Source organism: Actinomadura sp. HBU206391 (assembly GCF_014323665.1).
Lineage (GTDB): Bacteria > Actinomycetota > Actinomycetes > Streptosporangiales > Streptosporangiaceae > Actinomadura_C.
Genome location: NZ_JABVEB010000379.1, coordinates 1 through 4,170 on the forward strand (window position 1 = coordinate 1; position 4,170 = coordinate 4,170).

A 4,170-nucleotide genomic window follows, 5' to 3' on the forward strand; every position below is an offset into this window, starting at 1 on the left:
AGGACGTGCGACGCGACCGGACGCTGGTGCGGGACGGCCCGCACCTCGCCGAGAGCTGGGATCGGTGGAGCCGCTGCGAAGAGGCCCATTTCGCCGCGGACGGCACCCGTGCCCGCGCCGATCTGCACGTCGACGGCACGGCGCCGTACGAGCCCGGGCGATGATCGCCGAGGCGTCGGTCAGCGGACCCGGCCCCGTGCCTTGAGCCTGGCGTTCGGCAGCGCCGGTGCGGCCAGCCGCTCTCCGGAGTAGCCGTCGACCGTGCCGAAGCGCTCACCGGCCGTCCACGCCGCCCGGGCATGCGCGATCTCCTCGCCGGTGCGGCCGATGAGGTTCCACCACATCACGATCCGCTCGTCGAACGGCTCGCCGCCGAGCAGCATCAGGCCCGCGCCGGAGTCCGCGCGCAGCCGCAGGTCCGACCGGCCGCAGCCGAGGTAGAGCAGCGAGCCCGGGGTGAGGGCGACGCCGTCGACCTCGGCGTCCCCGGACATCGCCAGCACCGCGTACTCGAAGTCCGGCTCCAGCGGAAGCCGGCCGTAGGTTCCCGCGGCCAGTTCCAGGTCGGCGCCGACCAGCGGCGAGTAGGCGGTGCCCGGTGAGGTCGCGCCGTCCAGCTCGCCCATGATCACGGTCGCCCGCAGCCCGTGGCCGGTGACCACCGGCAGCTCCGCGTGGAACTCGAAGTGCGGCTCGATCCCGCGGTGCGCGTCGGGCAGCGCCACCCAGAGCTGCGCGCCGTGAAGGATGCGCGGGTGGTCGCGCGGCGACTCCTCGGAGTGCGCGATCGCCCGGCCGGCGGTCATGAGGCTCAGCTCACGCGGCCGTACGGTCTGCAGGCTGCCGAGGCTGTCGCGGTGCAGCACCTCGCCGTCGTGCAGCCAGCTGACCGTCTGGAGGCCCATGTGAGGGTGCGGCGGCACCAGCATGCCGGCTTCGCCGGCGATGTCGTCGGGGCCGTAGTGGTCCACGAAGCACCAGGCGCCCACCATCCGCCGGCCGAGGTTCGGCAGCAGCCGGCGGACCTGGGTGCCCTCGCCGAGCGCGACCGTCCGGGAGGTCAGGAGCTCGCGCACCGGCTCGGCCGCGACGTCCCCCCGGCCGCCGCGCACGGTCAGGGTGGACGTCGGGTCGAGGTCGCTCATCGCCCGGCCTGGCCCGAGCCGCCGACGGTGTCGCCCGGGTCGGTGTGCGGCACCTTCTCGGCCGGGATGACGCCGAGCCGGCCGGCCTGGAAGTCCTCGACCGCCTGGATGAGCTCGGCCCTGGTGTTCATCACGAAGGGCCCGTAGTGCGCGACCGGCTCGCGGATCGGCCGGCCGCCGAGGATGAGCACCTCCAGCTCGGGCGTACGAGCGTCCTGCCGCTGTGCGGCGGTGACGGTCAGCACGTCACCAGAGCCGTAGACGGCGAGTTGCCCGGTGTGGACGGGACGCCCCTCGGCGCCCACGGTGCCCTCGCCGGCGAGCACGTACGCCAGCGCGTTGAAGTCGGGCCGCCACGGGATGCTCAGGCGCGCACCCGGGCTCACGGTGGCGTGGATCAGCGAGATCGGGGTGAACGTCGACCCCGGGCCGGCGTGGCCGGCGACGTCGCCCGCGATGACGCGGAGGAGCGCGCCGCCGTCGTCGGAGGCCAGCAACGCCGCCTCACGCGCACGGATGTCCTGGTAGCGCGGCGGGTTGAACTTGTTCGCGCGCGGCAGGTTCACCCACAGCTGGACACCGTGGAAGAGTCCGCCGGACACCACGAGGTGCTCGGGCGGGGCCTCGATGTGCAGGAGGCCGCTGCCGGCCGTCATCCACTGGGTGTCGCCGTCGGTGATGACCCCGCCGCCGCCGTTGGAGTCGGAATGCTCGAAGATCCCGTCGATGATGTAGGTGACGGTCTCGAAGCCCCGGTGCGGATGCCAAGGGGTCCCTTTGGGCTCGCCGGGCGCGTACTCGACCTCGCCCATCTGGTCCATGTGGATGAACGGGTCGAGGTCCCGCATCTCCACGCCGGCGAAGGCGCGCCTGACCGGGAAGCCCTCGCCCTCGAAACCACTCGGCGCCGTGGTCACGGACCGGACCGGCCGTTCGGCGAGAACCGCGGTGTCGGGGCGTGGGACGCGTGGCAGGGCGAGCGTGTCGTCGACGGTCACTGCAGGCATGGCTGTCTCCCTCGTACTCTTCGCAGCCGTTCCCGGGCCTGTTCTCCGGACACGGTGTCGCTGCCAGCCCCAACTATAGTTGAAGCTTAAACATTCCCGTCCCGCGCCGGCCCGTCCGGTGGCTCAGAGAAGGTCCACCTCAGCGTGGATCCTGCCACCGGAAAGCGTCGGGAAGCCAGGGCCGCGGTCGAAGAACGGGGGTGCCCCGCGCTCGGCCCGCATGCGCGACCGCAGGTCCGCCGTCGCGACCTCGTCGACCTCCGGCTCCTGCCCCGCCGCCTCTCCCGTCACCACGACGCCATAATCCGATTGCGCTCCGGCTGGAGAGACCTTGCCGTCCCGTACATCGCGCGCGACCCGGAGCGGGTCCCGGTCCAGAGGGTCGCCCCATCCTCCGCCGCCGGTCGTACGGACCCGCACGATCTCTCCCGCGCGCACGGGCTCATCGTCGACCAGCCCCTCCATCGGGCGGCCGCCGACGGTCGCCTGGAACGGGAGCCCGGCCCGGCCGCCTTTCACCCCCCAGCAGGACAGGATCGACCGGTCGGCGATGGACATGAAATGCGCGTCACCGAGCATGCGGATGTGCTTGTCGTAGCCGAGCCCGCCGCGGAACTCCCCCGCCCCGCCGGAGTCGACGGCGAGGCCCAGTCGCTCGACGACGAACGGCCAGCGCGCCTCGGCGAACTCCACGGGGATGTTGCGGGAGTCCGGTACGACATGGATGGTGTCCTCACCGTCGGCGTAATAGCGGCCGCCCGAGCCGCCGCCGAGCACCTCCCGCATGAGGTACGGCGACCCGTCGCGCTCGCCGTACACGCCCGTGTAGCGGATCGTCTCCTGGTCGGCCGGCATCCGCCCGCCGGTGGCCTTGGCCAGCACTCCGGCGAGCACCCCGAGCAGCCGCAGGATCACGAACGTGCGGGCGTTGGTGGGCGCCGGGAAGACCGGCGTGAGCAGCGTTCCCTTCTCGGGGAACCGCATCTCGATGAGCGGCACGACGCCCTCGTTGACGTCGAGTTCGGCCATCCGCTCAGGCGTGTCGGCGAGGTTGCGCAGGATGGGCGCGAGCCACTTCTTGAGGAAGACCCCGTCGGCGTAGTCGCCGGCGTGGTTGATCGGCCCCTTGGCCTGCCCCGACGTCCCGGTGAAGTCGATGAGGATCCGGTCCGGGGTCTTGGTGAGCGTGATCCGCTGGGTGTGCAGGCGCGGCGGGTCCACGCCGTCGTGCTCGGCGTAGTCCTCCCAGACGTACTCGCCGTCGGGGATCCGGGCGAGGATCTCACGGCGGAACGTCTCGGTGGTCTTGTCGATGATCGCGTCGAAGCAGGCCTCGACGGCCTCTCCGCCGTACCGGTCGAACAACTCGCCCAACCGGCGCGCCCCCATCAGGCAGGCGGAGCACTCGGCGTCGAGGTCGCCGGCGAGCGAGTCGGGCATCCGCGAGTTCCGGGTCATGATGCGCAGCGCCGCCTCGTTGGCCACGCCCTGGTCCCACAGTTTGATCGGGGGGACCATCAGCCCCTCCTCGAAGGCGCTGCGGGCGTGCGAGGGCATCGAGCCGGGGACGGCGCCGCCGATGTCGTCGTGATGGCCGAAGGCCTGCACGAAGGCGGCGACCTTCCCGCCGTGGAAGACGGGAACGGTGACGCACAGATCGGGCAGGTGCCCGATACCGCCCTCGGACAGATAGACGTCGTTGTGGAAGAAGACGTCGCCCGGCCGCATCGTGTCGAGCGGGAAGTCACGGGCGATCGGCTGGACCAGCGCGGAGTACGACCGGCCGGTCAGCTTGCGCAGCCTCCGGTCATGGATCCCCGCGCGGAAGTCGTGTGCGTCGCGGATCATCGGCGACCTCGCGGTGCAGGCGATGGCCGTCTCGACCTCGCGCTCCACGGAGGCGAGCGTCCCCTCCACGATCTCCAGCAGCACCGGATCGACCATCACCTCGTCCATCCCGCCCTTCCCGTCCATCCCGCCCATTCCGTCCTCTCTCACCCGCGCTCCCCCTCCATCCG

Annotated in this window: 3 protein-coding genes; all 3 read right to left on the reverse strand. The window is 71.9% G+C overall.

Annotation, left to right across the window (positions count from 1 at the left end; genetic code table 11):
- Positions 1–179: 179 nt before the first annotated feature.
- The 3 genes from HKK72_RS36760 to HKK72_RS36770 all read right to left on the reverse strand — a co-directional run bounded on the left by HKK72_RS36760 (position 180) and on the right by HKK72_RS36770 (position 4,135).
- Positions 180–1,145 (reverse strand): pirin family protein, encoded by a 966-nt coding sequence (locus HKK72_RS36760; RefSeq protein ID WP_187239006.1) that lies wholly within the window; start codon positions 1,143–1,145, stop codon positions 180–182.
- Positions 1,142–2,152, reverse strand: a complete 1,011-nt coding sequence (locus HKK72_RS36765) for a pirin family protein (protein ID WP_187239007.1) — start codon at positions 2,150–2,152, stop codon at positions 1,142–1,144. Before HKK72_RS36765 ends, HKK72_RS36760 begins: the two co-directional genes overlap by 4 nt.
- Positions 2,153–2,275: 123 nt before the next feature.
- The gene (locus HKK72_RS36770; protein WP_261987550.1) at positions 2,276–4,135 is read right to left on the reverse strand and encodes a hydantoinase B/oxoprolinase family protein; all 1,860 of its coding nucleotides are present in this window, start codon (positions 4,133–4,135) and stop codon (positions 2,276–2,278) included.
- Positions 4,136–4,170: the final 35 nt, after the last annotated feature.